General features: G+C 64.9%; 20 protein-coding genes. 17 read left to right on the top strand and 3 right to left on the bottom strand.

Going from position 1 to position 20,379, the window contains the following annotated elements:
* Positions 1-6 precede the first annotated feature (6 nt).
* Positions 7-1,449 carry an allantoinase PuuE gene (gene puuE, locus LG661_RS05240; RefSeq protein WP_230530823.1) on the bottom strand — a complete coding sequence of 481 codons (1,443 nt, stop codon included), beginning with the start codon at positions 1,447-1,449 and terminating at the stop codon, positions 7-9.
* A gap of 2 nt (positions 1,450-1,451) precedes the next feature.
* Positions 1,452-1,805, bottom strand: coding sequence for a hydroxyisourate hydrolase (gene uraH / locus LG661_RS05245; protein WP_230530824.1), 354 nt, complete (start codon positions 1,803-1,805; stop codon positions 1,452-1,454).
* Positions 1,806-2,011: 206 nt separating this feature from the next.
* Here uraH and LG661_RS05250 point away from each other — a divergent pair, with 206 nt between their 5' ends.
* From LG661_RS05250 to ligD, 7 genes are all read left to right on the top strand, one after another.
* The gene (locus LG661_RS05250; protein WP_230530825.1) at positions 2,012-3,238 is read left to right on the top strand and encodes a urate hydroxylase PuuD; all 1,227 of its coding nucleotides are present in this window, start codon (positions 2,012-2,014) and stop codon (positions 3,236-3,238) included.
* 51 nt (positions 3,239-3,289) lie between these two features.
* Positions 3,290-3,724: a GlcG/HbpS family heme-binding protein gene (locus LG661_RS05255; RefSeq protein ID WP_230530826.1), complete on the top strand. Its 435-nt coding sequence runs from the start codon at positions 3,290-3,292 to the stop codon at positions 3,722-3,724.
* Positions 3,725-3,893: 169 nt separating this feature from the next.
* Positions 3,894-5,480: a peptide ABC transporter substrate-binding protein gene (locus LG661_RS05260; protein WP_230530827.1), complete on the top strand. Its 1,587-nt coding sequence runs from the start codon at positions 3,894-3,896 to the stop codon at positions 5,478-5,480.
* Positions 5,481-5,565: 85 nt separating this feature from the next.
* Positions 5,566-6,486: an ABC transporter permease subunit gene (locus LG661_RS05265; RefSeq protein WP_230530828.1), complete on the top strand. Its 921-nt coding sequence runs from the start codon at positions 5,566-5,568 to the stop codon at positions 6,484-6,486.
* An 8-nt stretch (positions 6,487-6,494) separates the two neighbouring features.
* The gene (locus LG661_RS05270; protein WP_230530829.1) at positions 6,495-7,637 is read left to right on the top strand and encodes an ABC transporter permease subunit; all 1,143 of its coding nucleotides are present in this window, start codon (positions 6,495-6,497) and stop codon (positions 7,635-7,637) included.
* 1 nt (position 7,638) lies between these two features.
* Positions 7,639-9,273 (top strand): ABC transporter ATP-binding protein, encoded by a 1,635-nt coding sequence (locus LG661_RS05275; RefSeq protein ID WP_230530830.1) that lies wholly within the window; start codon positions 7,639-7,641, stop codon positions 9,271-9,273.
* A 40-nt stretch (positions 9,274-9,313) separates the two neighbouring features.
* Positions 9,314-10,309, top strand: coding sequence for a non-homologous end-joining DNA ligase (gene ligD, locus LG661_RS05280; protein WP_230530831.1), 996 nt, complete (start codon positions 9,314-9,316; stop codon positions 10,307-10,309).
* A gap of 4 nt (positions 10,310-10,313) precedes the next feature.
* On the opposite strand, the gene LG661_RS05285 is transcribed toward ligD, so the two are convergent.
* Positions 10,314-11,030 (bottom strand): glutathione S-transferase family protein, encoded by a 717-nt coding sequence (locus LG661_RS05285; protein WP_230530832.1) that lies wholly within the window; start codon positions 11,028-11,030, stop codon positions 10,314-10,316.
* A gap of 60 nt (positions 11,031-11,090) precedes the next feature.
* On the opposite strand from LG661_RS05285, the gene LG661_RS05290 reads away from it, so the two are divergent.
* The 10 genes from LG661_RS05290 (at position 11,091) to greA (ending at position 20,363) form a co-directional block, all read left to right on the top strand.
* Positions 11,091-11,915 (top strand): polyphosphate kinase 2 family protein, encoded by an 825-nt coding sequence (locus LG661_RS05290; RefSeq protein WP_230530833.1) that lies wholly within the window; start codon positions 11,091-11,093, stop codon positions 11,913-11,915.
* Between the two features lie 72 nt (positions 11,916-11,987).
* Positions 11,988-12,821 (top strand): universal stress protein, encoded by an 834-nt coding sequence (locus LG661_RS05295; protein WP_230530834.1) that lies wholly within the window; start codon positions 11,988-11,990, stop codon positions 12,819-12,821.
* Between the two features lie 18 nt (positions 12,822-12,839).
* Positions 12,840-13,754, top strand: a complete 915-nt coding sequence (locus tag LG661_RS05300) for an SMP-30/gluconolactonase/LRE family protein (protein WP_230530835.1) — start codon at positions 12,840-12,842, stop codon at positions 13,752-13,754.
* Positions 13,755-13,912: 158 nt separating this feature from the next.
* A complete protein-coding gene (locus LG661_RS05305) occupies positions 13,913-14,848 on the top strand; it encodes a DMT family transporter (protein ID WP_230530836.1) in 936 nt (311 codons plus the stop codon).
* A 108-nt stretch (positions 14,849-14,956) separates the two neighbouring features.
* Positions 14,957-16,147 (top strand): substrate-binding domain-containing protein, encoded by a 1,191-nt coding sequence (locus tag LG661_RS05310; protein ID WP_230530837.1) that lies wholly within the window; start codon positions 14,957-14,959, stop codon positions 16,145-16,147.
* A gap of 8 nt (positions 16,148-16,155) precedes the next feature.
* Complete coding sequence (locus tag LG661_RS05315) at positions 16,156-16,932, top strand: ABC transporter ATP-binding protein (RefSeq protein WP_230530838.1); 777 nt, start codon at positions 16,156-16,158, stop codon at positions 16,930-16,932.
* Positions 16,928-17,650 (top strand): ABC transporter ATP-binding protein, encoded by a 723-nt coding sequence (locus LG661_RS05320; protein WP_230530918.1) that lies wholly within the window; start codon positions 16,928-16,930, stop codon positions 17,648-17,650. Before LG661_RS05315 ends, LG661_RS05320 begins: the two co-directional genes overlap by 5 nt.
* Positions 17,647-18,669: a branched-chain amino acid ABC transporter permease gene (locus LG661_RS05325; protein WP_230530839.1), complete on the top strand. Its 1,023-nt coding sequence runs from the start codon at positions 17,647-17,649 to the stop codon at positions 18,667-18,669. Before LG661_RS05320 ends, LG661_RS05325 begins: the two co-directional genes overlap by 4 nt.
* A gap of 2 nt (positions 18,670-18,671) precedes the next feature.
* A complete protein-coding gene (locus tag LG661_RS05330) occupies positions 18,672-19,781 on the top strand; it encodes a branched-chain amino acid ABC transporter permease (protein ID WP_230530919.1) in 1,110 nt (369 codons plus the stop codon).
* A 114-nt stretch (positions 19,782-19,895) separates the two neighbouring features.
* Positions 19,896-20,363: a transcription elongation factor GreA gene (gene greA, locus LG661_RS05335; RefSeq protein ID WP_230530840.1), complete on the top strand. Its 468-nt coding sequence runs from the start codon at positions 19,896-19,898 to the stop codon at positions 20,361-20,363.
* The last annotated feature ends 16 nt before the right edge of the window (positions 20,364-20,379 follow it).

Consider the following 20,379-nt stretch of genomic DNA (forward strand, 5'->3'; position numbering starts at 1 on the left):
TGTGCGTCAGGCCAGGGTCGAGAACACCTCGGCCAGGGACGGCAGACGGTCCTTGAGCCTGAGGAGTGCGATCAGCTCGATCTGGACGATGGCCGTGTCGAACTCCTCGCCTGGATCGTGCTCAAGCCTTTCCTCGAAAGCTGTCAGGATCTCCTCCTTCGAGCGGCCCTTGACCGCCATGATGAAGGGGAAGCCGAATTTCTCCTTGTAGAGGTCGTTGAGCGCAAGGAATCGGTCCCGCTCCTCCTCCGTCAGACTGTCGAGGCCCGCCGAGGCCTGCTCGTTCTGGGAATCGGCGGTCAGGTCGGCGAGCTTCAGCCGTCCGGCGAGATCGGGATGCGCCCGGATGAGGGTGAGCTTCTGCTCGCGGCCCGCTTCAGAGAGCACATGGACCATGGCGGCGTGGAGGCCCTCCGCCGTGTCCTGGGTGGAGGTGAGCCCGGCATCGTAAGCCCGCTCCGCGATCCAGGGCGAATGCTCGAAGACATCGCCGTAAAGCTCCACGAACATGGCCCGGCTCATGACGCTCGGCTTCAGGTCCACAGGGCGGTGGTGACGGATCCAGTGGCGGGCGATATCGATGCGGCGCGCGACCCAGACGCCCTCGTGGGACGCGACATGATCGAGGAAGCGGGCGAGAGCAGCCGCGCGGCCCGGACGCCCGACGAGGCGGCAATGGAGGCCCACCGACATCATCTTCGGCGCGGTCTCGCCCTCCGCATAGAGCGTGTCGAAGGTGTCCTTCAGGTAGGCATAGAACTGGTCGCCGGAGTTGAAGCCCTGGGGCGTCGCGAAGCGCATGTCGTTGGCGTCGAGCGTATAGGGCACGATGAGTTGCCGGCGTCGGCCGTGCTCCTCCCAGTAGGGCAATTCGTCCGCGTAGGAATCGGCGCTGTAGAGGAAGCCGCCCTCCTCCGCCACGAGGCGGTTGGTGTGCTCCGAAGTGCGGCCCGTGTACCACCCGCGGGGGCGTTCGCCGGTCACCTCCGTGTGGATGCGGATGGCTTCGTGCATATGCGCCCTCTCCTCGTCGGAGGAGAAGTCGCGGTAGTCGATCCATTTGAGGCCATGGCTCGCGATCTCCCAGTCCGCCTCCTTCATGGCGGCCACGGCTTCCGGGTTTCGCATGAGGGCGGTGGCGACCCCGTAGACGGTCACGGGCATGTTGCGCTCCGTGAACATGCGCCACAGCCGCCAGAAGCCGGCGCGGGAGCCGTATTCGTAGATCGACTCCATGCTCATGTGCCGCTGGCCCGGCCAGGGCTGCGCCCCGACGATCTCCGACAGAAAGGCCTCGGAAGCCCTGTCGCCGTGGAGAATGTTGTTCTCGCCCCCTTCCTCGTAATTGATGACGAACTGGACGCAGATCCGGGCGTCGTTCGGCCAGCGGGGATGGGGCGGCGTGCGGCCGTAGCCGACGAGGTCGCGGGGATAGGAGGTTTCGGGCACGGTCAGCTTCCCCGATAGGTGGAGTAGCTCCAGGGCGAGACGAGGAGCGGCACGTGGTAGTTTCCATCAGGCTCCGCGATGGCGAAGCGGATCGGCACGATGTCCAGGAAAGGCGGATCGGCCATCGGGGTCCCGAGGCCTTTGAAATAGGCGCCGACCTCGAAGACGAGCTCATAGGCTCCCGTCCTGAAGGCATCGCCCGCCATCAGGGGCGCATCGGTCCGCCCGTCGGCATTGGTGCTCGTGCGGGCAATGGAGCGGCGCTGCCCGCCCTCGACGGCGAAGAGCTCAATGGCGACGCCCTTCGCGGGCTTGCCGTTGACGGTATCCAAGACATGGGTGGACAGGCGGCCCATGAAACCTCTCAGGAGCGGGAAAATCAGTCGTCTCGATCAGGAATCTTTCGGTCCGCCGCCCTGGCGTCAAGCGGCATTCCGACGACGCGGGGCGAAGCGAGGGCCTCGCGGGACCGGGTTCCCTGTTGAAAAAGGCGGCTGGCGGACCTTCCGCAAACGGAAGGGGCGCTCTAGGCTATATTTTCCTTTTCATTTCAAGTTGCTGCATGTTCGACCCGCAAATTTCCGAATGGATCAGTCAGATCCTCCGCTGGATCCACGTGATCACGGCCATCGCCTGGATCGGCTCGTCCTTCTACTTCATCCATCTGGATCTCAGCCTGAAGAAGCGGGAGGGGCTGGCGCAAGGCGTCGGCGGCGAGGCCTGGCAGGTCCATGGCGGCGGCTTCTACAACATGCGCAAATATCTCGTGGCGCCGCCCGAGATGCCCAAGGACCTGACCTGGTTCAAGTGGGAGAGCTATTCCACCTGGATCAGCGGCTTTTTCCTGATCGTCTGGATCTACTATCTCCAGGCCAGCCTCTACACCATCGACCCGTCGGTGCTCGTCCTCGCCCCCTGGCAGGCCGCTGCCATCGGCATCGGCGGCATCGCCGTGAGCTGGCTGGTCTATGAAGGCCTGTGCCGCTCTCCCCTGGGCAAGAACGGCCTTGTGCTCGGAATCGTGCTGTTCTTCTACATTCTCGCCGCGTCCTATGCCTTCACCCAGGTCTTCAACGGCCGCGCCGCCTTTCTTCATACGGGTGCGATGATCGCCACCTGGATGTCGGCGAGCGTGTTCTTCGTCATCATCCCGAACCAGAAGAAGGTGGTGGCCGATCTCCTGGCCGACCGCTCGCCCGACCCCAAGCTCGGGAAAGAGGCGAAGCTGCGCTCCACGCACAACAATTATCTCACCCTGCCGGTGATCTTCCTGATGCTCTCGAACCATTATCCGCTGGCGTGGTCGTCGCGCTATGCGGTCGGGATCGTGGGGCTCATCCTGATCGCCGGCGCGCTGGTGCGGCACTTCTTCAATTCCCGCCACGCGGACAAGGGGTCACCCTGGTGGACCTGGGGCGTGGCGGCGGCCTGCGTCGCGCTCGCGGTCTGGCTCTCCATCATCGGCAAGCCGGGAAACGCCAACCTGGCCGCGGCTCCGGCGGACGGACAGCCGGTGGAGCTCGCCGCCGCCTTCGACGAGGCCGTTCTCACGATCCAGTCCCGCTGCTCCATGTGCCATATGGAGGGGCCTGTCTGGGAGGGCATTCCCGTTCCGCCGAAGGGTGTGCGCCTCGATACGCCCGAGGAGATCGCCCGCCATGCGGAGCTGATCCGGATCCAGAGCGTCCTGACCCATGCCATGCCGCCCAACAACATCACCGAGATGACCCTGGAGGAGCGGAGGGCCGTGGCGACATGGCTCGAAGCGCGGGAAGCCGCAACCCGCTAGGGACCACCTGCTCTCTACGCCCAAGAACTGACCCGCCAAAGGAGGAACGGGATGACCGAGCTCACCCTGCAGATTGCCCAGACCATCGCCGCTGCGACCCTGAAAACCGGCCGGGAGAAATCCTTCAAGCCCCTGTCCGTGGCCGTTTACGACGCCCGCGGCGCGATCAAGGCGCTGCTCTCGGAGGACGGCACCAGCCTCAAGCGCGCCGAGATCGCCATGGGCAAGGCCTACGGCGCCCTGGCCCTCGGGGTCGGCTCCCGCGCGCTCAACAAGATGGCGGTGGACCGCCCCTTCTTCATCGCCTCCGCGACCCATGCGGTCGGCGGCCTGCTCGTCCCCGTGCCCGGCGGGGCCCTGATCAAGGACCGGCAGGGCCAAATCCTTGGAGCCGTCGGGGTCTCGGGCGACACTTCTGACAATGACGAGATTGCCGCGACAGGCGGGGTCGAAGCCGCCGGACTGGTCTCCGACACCGGCGCGTGAAGCCTCTCTACGAGCCCGGAAGCGGTACCGAACTAAGTTTCAGAAATCGCCAGGATAGTACTGGACATAAACAGTTGTTTGAACAACAAATAGGACAAGGTCGCTGCCTTATCGGCTTGGACCGAGGCATTTTTGGCTTCAAGAGAACAGCAAAAAGGGAACGCGTCTAATGTCATCATGGATCAAACGCACGGCGCTCGCAGCCGTCGCCACAGCCGCCCTCATGGGCGCCGCATCGGCCCAGGTCGTCTATAACCGCGGCAATACCGGCGAGCCCGAGACGCTCGATACCCACAAGACCTCAACGGTCCAGGAAGCCCACATCCTGCGCGACCTTCTCGAAGGCCTTGTGACCTACAACGCCAAGGGCGAGGCGGTTCCGGGCCAGGCCGAGAAATGGGAAGTCAGCGACGACGGCCTCACCTACCGCTTCACACTCCGCGACGGCCTCAAGTGGTCGAACGGCGATCCGGTGAAGGCCTCCGACTTCGTCTATTCCTACCGCCGCATCATGAATCCGGAGACAGGCGCAAAATACGCGAACATCCTGTACCCGATCAAGAATGCTGAGAAGATCAACAAGGGCCAGGGCAAGCTCGAAGAGCTCGGCGTGAAGGCCGTCGACGACAAGACTGTCGAGATCACCCTTGAGAATCCGACCCCCTATTTCATCGAGCTCCTGACCCACCAGACCAGCCTGCCCGTTCACCAGGCCTCAGTGGAGAAGTTCGGCAAGGACTTCGTGAAGGCCGGCAACATGGTGTCGAACGGCGCCTACAAGCTGGCCGAGTTCGTCCCGAACTCGCACATCAAGCTCGTGAAGAACGAGAACTACCGCGACGCCAAGAACGTCCAGATCGACACCGTCAACTTCATCCCGCATCCTGACCTTGCCGCGGCCGTGCGCCGCTACGAGGCCGGCGAGCTGGACACGATGGACGAGCTCCCGGCCGACCAGATCAAGTCGCTCAAGCAGCGCTTCAGCGATCAGGTCAAGCTCGGCCCGTATCTCGGCACCTGGTACCTCGTGACGAACTCGTCGAAGGCTCCGTTCAACGACGTCCGCGTGCGTCAGGCTCTCTCGATGGGCGTCGACCGCGAGTTCATCGCCGAGCAGATCTGGGGCGAGACCATGCAGCCCGGCTACTCCTTCATGCCCCCGGGCATCGGCAATTACGGCGAGCCGGCCTACATGGACTACAAGGACATGTCGCCGATCGACCGCGAGGACAAGGCCAAGGCGCTTCTCAAGGAAGCCGGCTTCGGTCCCGGCAAGCCGCTGAAGGTCGAGATCCGCTACAACACGACGGACAACAACCGGAACTCAGTCGTGGCCATCGCCGATCAGTGGAAGCAGCTCGGCGTCGAGACCTCCTTCATCAACACCGACGGCAAGACGCACTTCGCTCACCTGCGCGACGGCGGCGATTTCGACATCGCCCGCTACGGCTGGATCGCCGACTACTCGGATCCGAACAACTTCCTGTTCCTGCTCAAGAGCGACAGCAAGGGCTTCAACTACGGCAAGTATAACAATCCGGAGTTTGACAAGCTTCTTGAGGACGCCGCAAAGGAGCTGGATCTCGAGAAGCGCGCAGACATCATGAAAAAGGCCGAGGCCATCCTCATGAAGGACATGCCCTGGATCCCGATCATGTACTACGGCAAGAGCAACCTGATCTCGCCGAAGATCAAGGGCTTCGTGCAGAATACGCGCGGCGTCTACCCGAGCCGCTTCCTCTCGAAGACCCAGTAAGAACCTGCAGATGGGGGCGGCCTGAGCTTTTCAGGCCGCCCCTTTTTGCATTTTCATTTTTTATTCGAGACGGAGGAGCTTTCAGGTGCTCTCCTTCATCACCCGCCGCCTCTTCGCGGCCATTCCGACGCTGTTCATCATCGTCACGATTTCGTTCTTCCTGATCCGGCTCGCGCCCGGCGGCCCCTTCGATCTCGAGCGTCCGCTCGAAGCGAAGGTGATGGAGAACCTCAACCGGATCTACCAGCTCGACCGTCCGCTGATCGAGCAGTACTGGCTCTATCTCAGCGCCGTCATGCGCGGGGATTTCGGCCCCTCCTTCATCCTGCGCGATTTCTCGGTCGCGGAACTCTTTGCGCGCGGGCTTCCCGTCTCGATGACCCTGGGCGCGCTGGCCCTGTCGCTTGCCATCATCGTCGGCGGGACCTTCGGCGCCATTGCGGCCTTCCGCCAGAACAGCGCTGTCGACTACACCGTGACCGGAATGGGCGCCCTCGGCCTGACCATCCCGAACTTTGTGGTCGCTCCGGTCCTCCAGATCGTCTTCGGCCTGGCCCTCGCCTGGCTGCCGGTCGCAGGCTGGGCTTACGGGAGCCCGAGCCATCTCGTTCTGCCGGTGATCGTGCTGGCGCTGCCGCAGATCGCGGTCGTCGCGCGCATGACCCGCGCGGCCATGATCGAGAACCTGCGCTCCAACCACATCCGCACGCTCCGCTCCCTCGGGCTGCCCACGCGGGTGATCGTGGTCCACGCCCTGCGCGGTGCGGCGCTTCCCGTGGTGTCATATCTCGGCCCGGCGGCTGCGGCGCTCCTCACGGGCTCGGTGGTGGTGGAAACCATCTTCGGCCTGCCGGGCATCGGACGCTACTTCGTCGAAGGCGCGCTCAACCGCGACTACACCCTCGTCATGGGCACGGTCGTCGTCATTGCGGTCTTCGTTCTCCTCTTCAACCTCGTGGTCGATATCCTCTATGCCCTGATCGATCCGCGCATCCGCTACGATTGAGTTTTGCCATGGCTCAAGGCGCAGTTCTTCCTGTCGAAACCATGAAAGGCCCGGTTGCGGGGCGTTCCCTCTGGGCCGAGGCCCGCGGGCGGCTTCTCCACAACAAGGCGGCGGTCACCAGCATCGTCGTCCTCGGCCTCATCGCCATCGCCTGCATTTTCGGGCCCTTCTTCACCGGACATCCCTTCGACCGCGTCTACAGCGAGTACGTGAAGGTGCCCGCCAGCCTGGAGGCCTACCCCAAGCCCGATCAGATCGAGCCCAATCTCGAGAGGATTGGATCGCGGGTGCGCGCGAAGCCGGAGAACATCGTCATCGGGGACGACAGCCTGCGCGTCACGCTGGTCAGCTCGAGCAGCCGCCCCATCGACGAGCGGCTTCTGGCCTATTTCGAGCGCTCCGACCTGTTCGGCACCGCCCAGGTCGTGGAGCGCCTGGAGGAAGGACGGCGGCTCGTCGTCGATGTGCCGATCAAGCGGCAATACTTCTTCTTCGGCACGGATACCAACGGCCGCGACCTGCTCACCCGCACCATGAAGGCGGGGCAGATCTCGCTCGCCATCGGCCTCCTCGCCACCTTCGTCGCCATCCTCATCGGCGTGATCTACGGCGCGACCGCGGGCTATCTCGGCGGGCGGGTCGATCTGGTGATGATGCGCATCGTCGACATTCTCTATTCCCTGCCCTTCATCTTCTTCGTGATCATGCTGGTCGTGTTCTTCGGCCGCAATTTCATCCTGATGTTCATCGCCGTCGGCGCGGTGGAGTGGCTCGACATGGCCCGCATCGTCCGCGGGCAGACGCTCTCGATCAAGCGGCAGGAATACGTGCAGGCCGCGGAAGCCCTCGGCGTCGAGACGAAGGGCATCATCCGCCGTCACGTGATCCCCAACACGCTCGGCCCCGTGGTCGTTTACATGACTCTTCTGGTGCCGAAGGTGATCCTGCTGGAGAGCTTCCTGTCCTTCCTCGGCCTCGGCGTCCAGGAGCCCAATACCAGCCTCGGCGTCCTGATTTCGGAGGGCGCCAAGAACATCCAGGGCGCAACCTGGATGCTGATCTACCCGTCCCTCACGCTCGTCGCGATCCTGTTCTGCCTCAACTTCATCGGCGACGGCCTGCGCGATGCGCTCGACCCGAAGGATCGCTGACATGACAGAACCCGTTCTCTCGGTCCGCAATCTCCACGTCCGCTTCCGCACGGGCGATGGCATCCTTCATGCGGTGAAGGGCATCGATATCGACATCAATCCCGGCGAGACCGTCGCCATCGTCGGAGAATCCGGCTCCGGCAAAAGCCAAACCATGATGTCCGTCATGGGCCTGCTGGCCTCCAACGGCTGGGCGGAAGGCTCGGTGAAGTATCGCGGAGAGGAGCTCGTGGGCCTGTCTCCCGAGAAGCTCAACCGCTATCGCGGCTCGAAGCTCACCATGATCTTCCAGGAGCCCATGACCTCGCTCGATCCGCTCTACCGGATCGGCGACCAGCTCAGCCTGCCGCTGACGACTCATGGCGGAATGAGCAAGCGCAACGCGCGCAAGCGCGCCATCGAGCTCCTGGAACTCGTGCAGATCCCGGACCCTGCCCGCCGGATCGACGCCTATCCGCACGAACTCTCCGGCGGCCAGCGCCAGCGCGTGATGATCGCCATGGCGCTCGCGAACAATCCCGACGTGCTGATCGCCGACGAGCCGACCACGGCTCTCGACGTGACGGTCCAGGCGCGCATCCTCGAGCTTCTGGCCGATCTCCAGAAGCGCCTCGGCATGTCCATCGTCTTCATCACCCACGATCTCGGCGTCGTGCGCCGGTTCGCCGACCGCACCTATGTGATGAAGCGCGGCGAGGTGGTGGAGAGCGGCCGGACCGGCGACCTCTTCGCCGCGCCGAAGCACCCCTATACGCAGATGCTCATCGACGCCGAACCGACGGGACGCAAGGAGCCCGTTTCGGCCGATGCGCCCATGGTGCTGGACGCCAGGAACGTCGAGGTCACCTTCGGCCTGAAGAAGAGCCTGTTCGGCACGACCACCCATGTGCTTCGCGCCGTGGACGGCGTGAGCCTCACGGTGCGCGCCGGCGAGACGGTGGGCGTGGTGGGCGAATCCGGATCGGGCAAGTCGACGCTGGGCCGTGCGATCCTGAAGCTCCAGCAGGCTTCCGGCATGGTTCGCTTCGAGGATCGCAACTTGATGCCGCTCGACCGGTCCGGCATGCGGCCCCTGCGGCGGCATCTCCAGCTTGTCTTCCAGGACCCGTTCGGCTCTCTCTCGCCGCGCATGACGTCAGGCGAGATCGTGACCGAAGGACTTCTGGTCCACGAGCCCAGCATCTCCCGCAAGGAGCGCGACCGGCGGGCGGCCCAGGCCTTCGAGGAAGTCCAGCTCGATCCCGCCTGGCGCAACCGCTTCCCTCACGAATTCTCCGGCGGCCAGAGGCAGCGCATCGCGATCGCCCGCGCCATGATCCTCCACCCGAAGCTGGTCGTTCTCGACGAGCCGACCTCGGCTCTCGACCGTTCGGTGCAGAAGGAGATCGTGGAGTTGCTGCGCGGCCTGCAGAAGGCCCATGGCCTCGCCTATGTCTTCATCAGCCACGATCTCGCAGTCGTGCGCGCGCTCTCCGACGAGATCATGGTGATGAAGAGCGGCAAGGTGGTGGAGCGCGGCACGGCCGAGCAGATCTTCGAGCGTCCGCAGGAGGACTACACCCGCGACCTGATCGCAGCCGCCTTCCTCAGCGAGCGCAGCAAGGCCGAAGCCCAGGGCGAGCCCCTGGCCTCCTGAGGCCGGAACCGAAAGCCTGGCGCGGATTTGACTCGGCGCCATGGCAAAGCCCGCTGACGACACTTCCTCCGCCCCTGGCGCGCGAACCGGAAAGGCGAGGCGGCAAGCGCCGCCTGCGAAGAAACGCGCCTCCTCGGAACGCAAAGGAACCAAGCCCGAAACCGCGGATGTGGCCGGGGTCTCTCTCACAAATCCGGATCGGATCCTGTGGGAGGACCAGGGCCTCACGAAGCGGGAACTGGCCGAGTTCTACGTGAGCATCGCCGAGTGGGTCCTCCCGCATCTGGCAGGCCGTCCCCTCACCTTGATCCGCTGCCCTGCCGGCGCGCAGAAGAAATGCTTCGTGCAGCGCCACCCTTGGGCGGGCATCAGCGGCTTCATCCAGCGCACCCCGGCGCCGGATGAGCAGGAGATCCTGACTGTCCGGGATATTCAGGGCGTCGTCGCCCTCGTGCAGTCGGGCGTCCTGGAGATGCATGTCTGGGGCGCGACCATGGCCGATCTGGAGCGCCCCGACCGCCTCATCCTCGATCTCGATCCGGGAGACGGCCTGGAATGGTCCCATGTGATCGAGGCGGCCCGCGCCGTTCGCGAGCGCCTGAGGGCTCTGGGCCTGGAGAGCTTCGTCAAGACGACCGGAGGCAAGGGGCTTCATGTCGTCGCGCCGGTAAAGCCGAAGGCCACCTGGAAGGAGACCCTCGCCTTCACGAGAGGCCTCGCAGAGGCCATGGCGCGCGATGAGCCGGATCGCTACACGACCACATCCGTCAAGCAGGAGCGCGAGGGCCGGATCTTCATCGATTATCTGCGCAACAACCGGGAGGCCTCTGCGGTCGCCCCCTACTCGACCCGCGCCCGGCCCGGCGCGCCCGTTGCCACGCCGCTCGCCTGGGAGGAGCTGACGCCCGATATCAGGCCGAACGGCTTCACCGTCCGGAACCTGGGCCAGCGCCTCGCATCCCTGAAACAGGATCCCTGGGCGGAGATCGGCAGGATCGATCAGGTCCTGCCGGAAACCCCGCGCCGGAAGACGTGAGCGCTCAGAACAGGGGCGCCTGAATCCCCTCTGCGGCGAAAGCCTCCTGCACGGCGGGCCGTGCGACGACACGCTCGGCCAGGGCGTTCAGGGCGGGAATGCTGCGCGGCGGGCGCGGCATGCCGCGTCCCCAGCGGATCAGCATGAACAGGAAGAGATCGGCGGCGGAGAAGCGGTCGCCCAAGAGCCATGCCCTGTCGCCGAGCTGCTCGGCAATGACGTCGAACATGCGGTAGAGGCGCTGCTCCGCCGCCGCCTTGACGCTCGGCACTGCGGCTTCATCCGTGGTGTGCTCGTGCGGATAGAACCAGGCGCGATATTCCGCCTGCGGCGTGTTCGTGAAATGGATCATCCACTTGTAGAACTCGGCCCGCTCCTTGGTGCCGATGGCGGGGGCGAGGCCCGCCTCCGGGAACTTGTCCGCGAGATGGAGCGCGACCGCGGCTGTCTCGAACAGGACGAGATCGCCATCGACCAGCACTGGGATGCGCCCATTCGGGTTGAGCCTGAGATAGTCCGCGCTCTTCTGCGCATTCTGGCTCCGGTCCACGAGGCGCAGTTCGAAGGGTGCGCCGATCTCCCGCAGCATCATGTGGGGCAGGAGGCTGGCATTGCCGGGATAGTAGTAGAGGGCGAGCATGGAAGGCGCCTTTGCGAACGTCACGGGTGCCCATTTGGTAAGCCGCGTGCGCGGAGCCGTAAAGGCGTATCCCGCCGCCATCCAGATCTTCCTTTCGCAGCGCCATGCTCTATCGTCCTGTCGGGAGATGAGGAGCAAAGGATGACGGATCACGTTCGTGCCCTGCTGGACAAGGTCCTGGTGAAGCCGGGGGACCGCGTCCGCCTGAAGGAATGCGATCCGCGCGGTGCCTCGCTCTTCGAGGGCGAAAGCGAGACCAAGGCCGCCACCGCCGCCCTCGCCAAGGACATCGACGCATTGCAGGACCGCCTTTATGCGGAGGGCTCGCGGGCGCTCCTCGTGGTACTGCAGGGGACGGATACCTCGGGCAAGGACGGCACCATCCGCAGCGTGTTCAATGCGACCGGCCCTCTCGGCGTCTCGGTCACGGCCTTCCGCAAGCCGTCGGAGACCGAGCTTGCGCACGATTATCTCTGGCGCGTCCATGCCGTCTGCCCGCGCCGCGGGACCATTGGCATTTTCAACCGCTCCCATTACGAGGATGTGCTGATCGCGAAGGTGAGGTCGTTCGCTCCTGCGCAGGTCATCGAGCAGCGCTACGAGCAGATCAACGCCTTCGAGAAGATGCTGGTGGAGAACGGCACGACGATTCTCAAGTTCATGCTGCACATCTCGAAGGACGAGCAGAAAGAGCGCCTGCAGGAGAGGCTCGACAACCCGAAGAAGCACTGGAAGTTCGATGCGGGCGACCTCGACGACAGGCAGCACTGGGACGACTTCCAGGACGCCTACGAGACCATGCTGCACCGCTGCTCGACCCCATGGGCGCCCTGGCATGTCATCCCGGCCGACCGGAAGTGGGTCCGCAACGCCGCCGTCGCCTCCATCGTCAAGGCGACACTGGAAGAGATGAACCCTCTTTATCCGAAGGTTTCCTGGCAGCCCGGAGACTTCACGATCCCATAGGAGCGCCCACCCCGCCCCCGACCTTCGTCGGGACCCCTTGTCGGCAAGGGATTTAAGCGCGACAATAATCTCATGAAAAGCATTCTCATTCCGGTCGAAGACCACGGCATCCTCGAGCCTCAACTGGAAGCGGCGCTTCTGCTGGGCCGGATGTTCGACAGCTATATTGAGGGGATCGCCATCACCCCGGATTATCCGGTGGTCCTGCCGGTGGATATCGCCATCGGCGTTCCCTCGCCCATCACGCCTGAGAACCGCATCGAGATCGCCCGCACTTGTCGCGAGCGCTTCGAGGGCTTCATGGTCACGCGGGAGATCCCCCGTTCCGCGGGCCTCGGCGGCCTCGGCTTCGGCTGGCGGCAGGACGGGCTGATGGAGGATGCGTTCCTGGGAGCCTATGGACGTGTCTTCGACGTGATCGTCGTCGGACGTCCCGACGGATCGAACGGCCAGACGCGCCTCTCCACCGTCGAGGCGGCCCTCTTCGAGACCGGCCACCCCGTTCTGATCTCTCCTCCCAACTCACCGCGGAGCATCGGCGAAACCGTCGTGATCGCCTGGAACCGCAGCACCGAAACGGCGCGCACGATCCTGGGCTCCATGCCGATCCTCTCCAAGGCCCGCCGCATCGTCATTCTCGAGATCGAGGACTGGGGTGTTCCGGGCCCATCGGGCGCGGAGCTGGCCCGTTTCCTGAGAATGCGCGACATGCCCGCTGAAGCGGTGACGGTCACGGACACCGCCAACAGGCCCGGAGAGAAGATCCTGGCCGAGGCGGCCGCGCTTGGCTGCGACCTCCTGGTGAAGGGCGCCTATACGCAGAGCCGCCTCAGGCAGATGTTCTTCGGGGGAGCGACGAGCCACATCTTGAGCAACACGACGATGCCCGTCATCCTGGCTCATTGATACAGGCGCGGGTTTTCGATGTTCAGGGACGTGGCCGTTATTCTGGACGAGCGCTTCCGGAACCTGGTGATCCCGACGGCGCGGCTCGAGAAGCTGGCCGAGGGATGCCGCTGGGCGGAGGGCCCCGCCTATTTCCCGGCGGGCCGCTATCTCGTCTGGAGCGACGTGCCCAACGACCGCATGATGCGCTACGACGAGACGTCGAACGCCGTCAGCGTCTTTCGCGCTCCCTCGGGCTATTCCAACGGCAATACGGTGGACAGGCAGGGCAGGCTCATGACCTGCGAGCATGGCAACCGACGGGTGACCCGCACCGAGCATGACGGCTCCATCACCGTCATCGCCAGTCACTACCAGGGCAAGCGCCTCAACAGCCCCAACGACGTGGTCGTGAGATCTGATGGCTCGATCTGGTTCACGGACCCGGCCTACGGCATCGATTCCGATTACGAGGGCCACAAGGCGCAGAGCGAGATGGGCGGCTGCCATGTCTATCGCGTCGATCCGCAGAGCGGCGACATCGCCGTCGTCGCCGACGACTTCGTCCGTCCCAACGGGATTGCCTTCTCGCCCAACGAAAAGCGCCTCTATGTGGCGGATACGGGCGCAACGCATGTTGTGGACGGCCCCCGCCACATTCGCGCTTTCGATCTCACGGACAGCGGCAGCCTGACGGGAGGCGGCGTCTTCGCCACCTGCACCGACGGGCTCTTCGACGGCTTCCGGCTGGACGAAGCCGGGCGGATCTGGGCGAGCGCGGGCGACGGCGTCCATTGCTACGATCCGGGCGGCACCCTGCTCGGCAAGGTTCTGGTGCCCGAGATCGTGGCGAACGTGGTCTTCGGGGGCGTGAAGCGCAATCGCCTCTACATCTGCGCCACCACGTCGCTTTACGCCATCATGCTCCCGGTGAACGGAGCCAGGACTTTCTAGCCCCCCTGTAGGAGGGGCTTGTGAATTGCCGGCGCTTCGATATTGAGAGCGAACCCTCTCGGCTGCGGGCAGAGTCGTCCCTCGATGTCCCTTTCCAAGATCCATTCCACTGCAATCGGCCGGGCCGTCCGCCGGGCGAACCGTTGCGGTTGCCGCCCATGACCAGGCACGTGCTCCCGCCGGGACAGGCGATCCGCTCCGGCGCTCTCATCGGCATCGGCCTGATGCTGCTCGGGGTCTTTCTCTTCGCGGTCAACGACGTCATGGGGAAGTGGCTCGTCGCCACGTACTCCGTGGGTCAGGTGCTGCTGCTGCGCTCCATCGCGGCGCTCGCCGTTCTCCTGCCGATCATGCGCAAGCAGAACGTTCCCTTTAGGATTCCTCCCCAGCCGGGGCTCCACGCCGTCCGCATCACCCTGTCGACACTCGAGGTCGCCTGCTTCTACTGGGCCGTGACCTATCTGCCGCTGGCGGACGTCATGACCTATTACCTCGCCGGGCCGATCTATGTGGCGGCCTTTGCCTTCTTCTGGCTCGACGAGAGGCTCGATGCGCCGCGGATCCTCGCGATTGCCGTCGGCTTCGTCGGAGTGCTCATCGCCCTTCGCCCCTCTCCGGCCACCCTGTCCCTGCCGGCGCTCATCGCGCTTGCGGGAAGCGTGTTCTATTCCCTGCTGATGATCACGACCCGCATGCTGCGGGAGACCCATGACGCCACGCTCGTTCTGGGCCAGATCATCGGCACGCTGATCTTCGGCATCGTGGCCGCGCCCCTCGCCTGGGTCACGCCGGGACCGCTCGACCTCGCGGCCCTGTTCCTCCTCGGCATCGTCTCCATGGCGGCCCATGCCTGCGTCAACCGCTCGCTCAAGATCGCGCCCGCCTCGGTCGTCGCGCCCTATCAGTACACCCTCATCGTCTGGGCAATCGTGCTCGGCTATCTCGCCTTCGGCGACATCGTCCAGTTCTGGACTCTCGTCGGTGCCGCCGTGATCTGCGGAGCCGGGATCGTCCTGCTTCTTCTGGAGCGCGAGGCAGCACGGCGTGGGCGTGTCGCCAAGGACATCGAGCCCCCGGTGCTGCCAGAAGCCTGAGACCTGTGCCGTTTCGTCAGCTTTCCCCTCCACAGCGGGTCCAAGAGTTGAACTTGACAGGCGGAGGCGCAGAGCGGTCAATGGCGCCATAAGAACACGGGGAGTCCGATGCGCCTGAAACTCAAAATCGCTGCCGCCACGGCAGGAATTTTCTTCGCGACCGCTGCTTTCGCCGAAGATATCAAGATCGCCCTGATCGCCGGCAAGACCGGCCCGCTGGAGGCTTACGCCAAGCAGACCGAAGCCGGCTTCATAATGGGGCTCGAATACCTCACCAAGGGCACCATGATGGTGAACGGTCGCAAGATCGACGTCATCGTGAAGGACGACCAGCTCAAGGCCGATCTCGCCAAGACCCTGCTGGAGCAGGCCTATAACGACGACAACGTGGATATCGCCGTCGGCACGACCTCTTCGGCCGCCGCGCTCGCCATGCTGCCGGTCGCCGAGGAGTACCAAAAGGTTCTGATCGTGGAGCCTGCGGTCGCCGACGCCATCACCGGCGAGAAGTGGAACCGCTACATCTTCCGCACCTCGCGCAACTCGACGCAGGACGCCTACGGCGCAGCCGCTGCGATCCCGGAGAGCGGAGAGGTATCCATCGCGACGCTCGCGCAGGACTACGCCTTCGGCCGCGATGGCGTCGCCGCGCTCAAGGACGCGCTCGGTAAGATCCGTCCGAATGCGAAGGTCGTGTTCGAGGAATACGCTCCGCAGAACGCCACCGACTTCACCGCTTCCGCCCAGCGCATCTTCGACGCGCTCAAGGACAAGCCGGGCAAGAAGATCATCAACATCATCTGGGCCGGCCAGCATCCGCTGCCGAAGATCGCCGACCTCAAGCCGGAGCGCTTCGGCATCGAGATCGCCCCCGGCGGCAACATCCTGCCCGCCATGCAGATCTACAAGAACTATCCCGGCATGGAAGGCGCGATCTACTACTACCATGCCTTCCCGAAGAACCCGATGAACGACTGGCTCGTGGCCGAGCACCAGAAGCGCTTCAATGCGCCGCCGGACTTCTTCACCGCGGGCGGCTTCGCTGCGGCCTCCGCTGCCCTGACCGCCATCGAGAAGGCGGGCGGGACGGATCCGGAGAAACTCGTCAAAGCCATGGAGGGCATGAGCTTCGAGACGCCGAAGGGCACCATGACCTTCCGCAAGGAGGATCACCAGGCGCTGCAGCCCATGTACCACTTCAAGGTCAAGGGTGAAGGCAAGGACGCGAACGACCTGCTCGATCTCCTCGCCACGATCCCGGCCGACAAGATGCCGATCCCGGTCCGGAACAAGCGCTAAGCAGACCTGTGATCCAGACGACGAAATCGCCCGCGCTGGAAACGCGCGGGCTTACCATTCGCTTCGGCGGCCACGTGGCCGTCAACGACGTGTCGTGCCGGTTCACTCCCGGCACGCTCACGGCCATCGTCGGCCCGAACGGCGCCGGCAAGACCACCTATTTCAATCTCATCTCCGGCCAGCTTCGCGCCACGTCGGGCGAAGTGATCGTCGGGGGCGAGGACATCACCGCCCTGCCCGCCTCCGCCCGGGCCAAGAAGGGCCTGGGGCGCGCCTTCCAGCTGACCAACCTCTTTCCCGACCTGACGGCGCTGGAGAACATCCGCCTCGCGGTCCAGAGCCGGGCCGATGCCGGATGGTCGCTGCTCAAAGTGTGGAACAGCCGCCGCGACCTCATCGAGAAGGCCGAGGACATCCTGGAAAGGGTGCGCCTCGAGGACAGGCGCCACATCGCTCCCAAGGCCCTTTCGCACGGCGACCAGCGCAAGCTCGAAGTCGCCCTCCTCCTCGCCATGGAGCCGAAGGTCTTCATGTTCGACGAGCCGACCGCAGGCATGAGCGTCGACGAGGTTCCGACGGTGCTCGAACTCATCAACGACATCAAGCAGCGCGGGGACGCCACCGTCCTCCTCGTGGAGCACAAGATGGACGTGGTGCGCTCGCTGGCCGACCGCATCGTGGTTCTTCACAACGGCGCGCTCGTCGCCGACGGCGAACCGGCAGAGGTCATCGCATCGCCGGTGGTGCAGGAAGCCTATCTCGGACTGGAGGCCGCCCGTGATTGAGCCCCTCCTCAAGCTGAGCGACGTCCACACCCATGTCGGGCCCTATCACATCCTGCACGGTGTCTATTTCGACATTCCCGAGGGCGAGCTGACCATGCTGCTCGGGCGCAACGGAGCGGGCAAGACGACAACCCTGCGCACGATCATGGGGCTCTGGAAGGCCTCCTCCGGCGAGATCCGCTTCGGGGAGAAGGACATCACGGCGATGTCGACCCCGGACATTGCCCGCTCGGGCATCGCCTACGTGCCGGAATCCATGGGCATCTTCACGGATCTCACCGTCCGCGAAAACATCGTGCTGGCGGCCCGCAGCGGCCCCGTGGACAGCGCGCGCCTCGACTGGATCCTCGGCCTCTTGCCCGCCCTCAAGCGGTTCTGGAACCTGCCGGCCGGCAATCTTTCCGGCGGGCAGAAGCAGATGCTGGCCATTGCCCGCGCCATTGCCGAGCCGCGCCGCCTCCTGCTGGTGGACGAGCCCACCAAGGGCCTCGCGCCCGTGATGGTGCGCAGCATGATCGAGGCCTTCAAGGCCCTCAAGGCAGCCGGCGAGACGATCCTGCTCGTGGAGCAGAGTTTCTATGCGGCCTCCGCCCTTGGCGACAATGTGCTGGTGATGGACGATGGCCGCATCGTGCATTCCGGCGCCATGAGCGATCTCGTGGCGGACAAAGCCCTGCAACAGCGCCTGCTCGGCCTTTCTCTGGATGCTCACCAATGACCGATATGGCCGTCGATACCTCCGCGACCGCCGAGCTGCCGCGCACGAAGACGGACTGGCTTCCGCTTCTCCTCGTGCCGGCCCTCGCCCTCGCCGCCCTGCCCTTCGTCGGCAGCGGCTCGACCTGGGTCACGCTCACCGTGGCGGGTCTCGCCATGGGCATGATGATCTTCCTGATGGCCTCGGGGCTGACCCTCGTCTTCGGCCTGATGGACATCATCAATTTCGGCCACGGTGTCTTCATCTCGCTCGGAGCCTACGCCACCCTCCTCGTCCTGGGGCCTCTGGCCGGCTGGGCAGCGGCGGAATCCCTCGGGCTGAACCTCGCCCTCCTGGGTCTCTGCATCGTCGCGGCCATGGCCGTGACGGGGGTTGTCGGGGCGGTCTTCGAGCGGGTCATCGTCCGCCCGGTCTATGGCAGCCATCTCAAGCAGATCCTGGTCACCATGGGCGGCCTGATCGTGGCCGAGCAGGCCATCCACGCCATCTGGGGCGCCTCTCCGATCCCGATCCCTCTGCCGGAGACCCTGCGCGGGGCCTTCGTCTTCGGCGACATCGTCGTGGAGCGCTACCGGGTCGTCGCGGTCGGAATCGGCCTCGTCGTCTTCATCGGCATGCAGTTGCTGCTCAACCGCACCCGCATCGGACTCCTGATCCGGGCCGGGGTCGAGAACCCCGAAATGGTGGAGGCCCTGGGCTATCGGATTCGCCGCCTCTTCGTCAGCGTGTTCGTGGCGGGCTCTGCGCTGGCCGGTCTCGGCGGCGTCATGTGGGCCTTCTACCGCCAGACCCTCACCGCCGGCATGGGCATGGAGGTGATGGTGCTGGTCTTCATCGTCATCATCGTCGGCGGCCTCGGCTCCGTGGGCGGCTGCTTCGTCGGCTCGATCCTGGTCGCGCTGGTGGCGAACTATGTCGGCTTCGTCGCGCCGAAGCTGGCGCTCATCTCCAACATCCTCGTGATGGCCCTCGTCCTGATCTGGCGTCCGCAGGGCCTCTTTCCGGTAGCGCGCCGATGAGCATGTCCTCCGCCCTCACACTCCCTCCCGACGAGACCCGCCGCAGCGGGTTCTTCAGCCGGATCCTCTCGTCGGATCCCCCGCGGTCGTGGGTCCTGAGCCTCATTCTGCTGGCCATCCTCCTGGTCCTCGCAGCAACCCCCTTCCTGTTCTCGGGAAGCCAGCCCCTCAGCACGGCGGCGAAGATCTGCGTCTTCATCGTTCTGGTCGCGAGCTACGACCTTCTGCTCGGCTATTCCGGCATCGTTTCCTTCGCCCACACCATGTTCTTCGGCATCGGCGGCTACGGCATCGCCATTGCGCTGGAGCAAATCGAGCCCACCTGGGCCTCAGCCGGGATCGGCCTTGTGGCAGCTCTTGCTCTCTCAGCCGTCCTGGCCGCCGCCATCGGCCTCCTGTCGCTGCGGGTCCGGGCGATCTTCTTCTCGATGATCACCCTTGCTGTCGCCTCCGCCGTCGCGGTGCTGGCCTCCCAGATGTCGGAGATCACGGGCGGCGAGGACGGCTTGTCGTTCCAGCTTCCCTTCGAGCTTCGCCCCGCCTTCCGCCCTCTCGAGGACCAGCTCTTCGGCGTCACGGTCAACGGGCGCATCCTCGCCTATTACCTGATCTTCTTCGTCGCGCTCTTCGTCTTCCTGCTTCTGCTGCGCATCGTGAACTCGCCCTTCGGGCGCGTGCTCCAGGCCATCCGCGAGAACGAGTTCCGCGCCGAGGCCCTGGGCTACCGGGTGGTCGCCTACCGGACTGCCGCCTCCGTGCTCTCGGCGCTCGCCGCGACGGTCGCGGGCGCGCTGATGGCCCTGTGGCTGCGCTATAACGGGCCCGATACGACCCTCTCCTTCTCGATCATGATCGACATCCTGCTCATGGTCGTGATCGGCGGCATGGGGACCATGTACGGGGCCGTCATCGGCGCGACCCTGTTCGTCCTGGCGCAGAGCTACCTGCAGGTGCTCATGGCGGCCGGGAGCGAAGCCCTGGAGGGTATTCCGATCCTTCCCATCCTCATCCACCCGGATCGCTGGCTCCTCTGGCTCGGCGCCCTGTTCATCATCAGCGTCTATGCCTTCCCGGGCGGAATTGTCGGCCGCCTGAGGCAAGCGAAGCAATAAAGGCTAATTCGGGAAACTTAAGCAGAGTTCGAGCCGTTACCTCCTCAAGCATCGCCCCGGACCTGGATTCCACTTCTGGGAAAGACGAGGCGTGACAGAACGGAGGAAACCTCGATGAGCCGTGCCTTTGTTCGCGAATCCGAAGGCGGAGAAGCCTTCGAGGATCTGCCCGACCGGACCGTCAGCCCGCATCATCTCGTCACGCCCTCGGGCCTTGCCCGGATGGACGAGGAGATCGAGGCCTTGAACAAGCGTCTCGCCGAGGCCCAGGAAGCGGACGACAAGGCCGAGATCGCGCGCGTCTCCCGCGACCTGCGCTACTGGTCCCTGCGCCGGACGACGGCGGAGGTCGCTCCCGTTCCCACGGATACGGAGCACGTCCGCTTCGGCTCGAAGGTCACTTTCGAGCGGGACGGTGGCCGCCAGCAGAGCTACCGGATCGTGGGAGAGGACGAGGCCGACCCGGCCCAGGGCACCATCTCCTATGTCTCTCCGCTCGCCCAGTCCCTCATGGGGAAAGAGGTCGGAGACACCGTGCCTGTCGGACAGGGTCAGGCGGAGATCGTCGCCATCGACATCTGAGGGCGCGGGGACTGGC

The sequence above is a fragment of the Microvirga roseola genome, from assembly GCF_020866965.1.
GTDB lineage: Bacteria > Pseudomonadota > Alphaproteobacteria > Rhizobiales > Beijerinckiaceae > Microvirga > Microvirga roseola.

What these genes read in the sequence shown, in the direction of transcription:
- LG661_RS05330 (WP_230530919.1), top strand. Translation starts at nt 18,672, where the DNA reads ATGTCCTCCGCCCTCACACTCCCTCCCGACGAGACCCGCCGCAGCGGG.
- LG661_RS05270 (WP_230530829.1), top strand. Translation starts at nt 6,495, where the DNA reads ATGGCTCAAGGCGCAGTTCTTCCTGTCGAAACCATGAAAGGCCCGGTT.
- LG661_RS05325 (WP_230530839.1), top strand. Translation starts at nt 17,647, where the DNA reads ATGACCGATATGGCCGTCGATACCTCCGCGACCGCCGAGCTGCCGCGC.
- LG661_RS05290 (WP_230530833.1), top strand. Translation starts at nt 11,091, where the DNA reads ATGACGGATCACGTTCGTGCCCTGCTGGACAAGGTCCTGGTGAAGCCG.
- uraH (WP_230530824.1), bottom strand. Translation starts at nt 1,805, where the DNA reads ATGGGCCGCCTGTCCACCCATGTCTTGGATACCGTCAACGGCAAGCCC.
- greA (WP_230530840.1), top strand. Translation starts at nt 19,896, where the DNA reads ATGAGCCGTGCCTTTGTTCGCGAATCCGAAGGCGGAGAAGCCTTCGAG.
- LG661_RS05310 (WP_230530837.1), top strand. Translation starts at nt 14,957, where the DNA reads ATGCGCCTGAAACTCAAAATCGCTGCCGCCACGGCAGGAATTTTCTTC.
- ligD (WP_230530831.1), top strand. Translation starts at nt 9,314, where the DNA reads ATGGCAAAGCCCGCTGACGACACTTCCTCCGCCCCTGGCGCGCGAACC.
- LG661_RS05295 (WP_230530834.1), top strand. Translation starts at nt 11,988, where the DNA reads ATGAAAAGCATTCTCATTCCGGTCGAAGACCACGGCATCCTCGAGCCT.
- LG661_RS05250 (WP_230530825.1), top strand. Translation starts at nt 2,012, where the DNA reads ATGTTCGACCCGCAAATTTCCGAATGGATCAGTCAGATCCTCCGCTGG.
- LG661_RS05275 (WP_230530830.1), top strand. Translation starts at nt 7,639, where the DNA reads ATGACAGAACCCGTTCTCTCGGTCCGCAATCTCCACGTCCGCTTCCGC.
- LG661_RS05260 (WP_230530827.1), top strand. Translation starts at nt 3,894, where the DNA reads ATGTCATCATGGATCAAACGCACGGCGCTCGCAGCCGTCGCCACAGCC.
- LG661_RS05305 (WP_230530836.1), top strand. Translation starts at nt 13,913, where the DNA reads ATGACCAGGCACGTGCTCCCGCCGGGACAGGCGATCCGCTCCGGCGCT.
- LG661_RS05255 (WP_230530826.1), top strand. Translation starts at nt 3,290, where the DNA reads ATGACCGAGCTCACCCTGCAGATTGCCCAGACCATCGCCGCTGCGACC.
- LG661_RS05300 (WP_230530835.1), top strand. Translation starts at nt 12,840, where the DNA reads ATGTTCAGGGACGTGGCCGTTATTCTGGACGAGCGCTTCCGGAACCTG.
- LG661_RS05285 (WP_230530832.1), bottom strand. Translation starts at nt 11,030, where the DNA reads ATGGCGGCGGGATACGCCTTTACGGCTCCGCGCACGCGGCTTACCAAA.